Source organism: Shinella sp. M27, from assembly GCF_049199905.1.
GTDB lineage: Bacteria > Pseudomonadota > Alphaproteobacteria > Rhizobiales > Rhizobiaceae > Shinella.
Map to the genome: position 1 here is coordinate 1 of NZ_JBLZPK010000058.1, position 960 is coordinate 960.

A 960-nucleotide genomic window follows, 5' to 3' on the forward strand; every position below is an offset into this window, starting at 1 on the left:
GCTCCGTTGGAAGCATAAATCCATCGAGATGTTCAAGCTGCGCTGCCTCTATTGGCTCACGCGCCCCTACTTTAAAAACAAGCGGATCTGGCTCACCTATGACAAGCTCTACAAAGGCGGGGATTGTGGGGAGTATTTTTATAAATACGGCCTGACCCGCTCCGAGGGGATCGAAACGGTCTATGTAATCAACAAGGATAGTAGCGACCGGCAAAGGCTTGAAGCAGAAAACCTCAAACCCCTCCTCCATGGGAGCTTCAAGCACAGGCTTTATTTTTTGAACTCAGAAGTTGTATTCACAACACACGGTGGCGTTCATAATTTCAATTCATTCAACGACAAAGATGTCGTATTCATTCAAAATATTCTTCGCTGTGATGTTTGCTGCATTCAGCACGGCTTATCCGTTCAGCAACTTGCACAATATTCAAGCAAAATTCGCAACAATATAGTGAGATATTACTGTGCATCCGAGCATGAAGTAAAAAATCTTTCTCACCCCATTTATGGATTTGAGGATAAAAACGCACTAAAGATCACTGGAATTCCGCGTTACGATGGCCTTATAGCCTCAAATAAAAAGAAAATAGCCATAATGCCGACTTGGCGGAACTACATATCGGCTCCCGTCACGAAAAGGTCAGCAGCGAGATCATACTCATCACAATTTAAGAACAGTAATTACTTCAAGATCTACAATAAACTTGCTTCAGACAAAAAATTATCAAGAGCAGCCGGAGATTCTGACTATGAATTAATTTATGTACTCCACCCTGCCATGGGCGCGCAAATATCAGATTACGAACGCGTTGATGGTGTCGAGATAATATCGGCATTGGATGTGGATTATGAAAAGATCCTCACGGAATCCAGCCTGATGATCACCGACTATTCCGGCGTGCAATTTGATTTTGCCTATATGAGAAAGCCAGTCGTCTACTACCACCCTGACGAGTTGCC

The 960-nt window shown here is 43.5% G+C and carries 1 protein-coding gene; it reads left to right on the forward strand.

Annotation, left to right across the window (positions count from 1 at the left end; all coding sequences use genetic code 11):
• Nucleotides 1-28: 28 nt before the first annotated feature.
• Nucleotides 29-960, forward strand: a 932-nt coding sequence (locus tag ACOZK4_RS20940; protein ID WP_421593588.1) for a CDP-glycerol glycerophosphotransferase family protein, incomplete at its 3' end; no start/stop codon positions are given.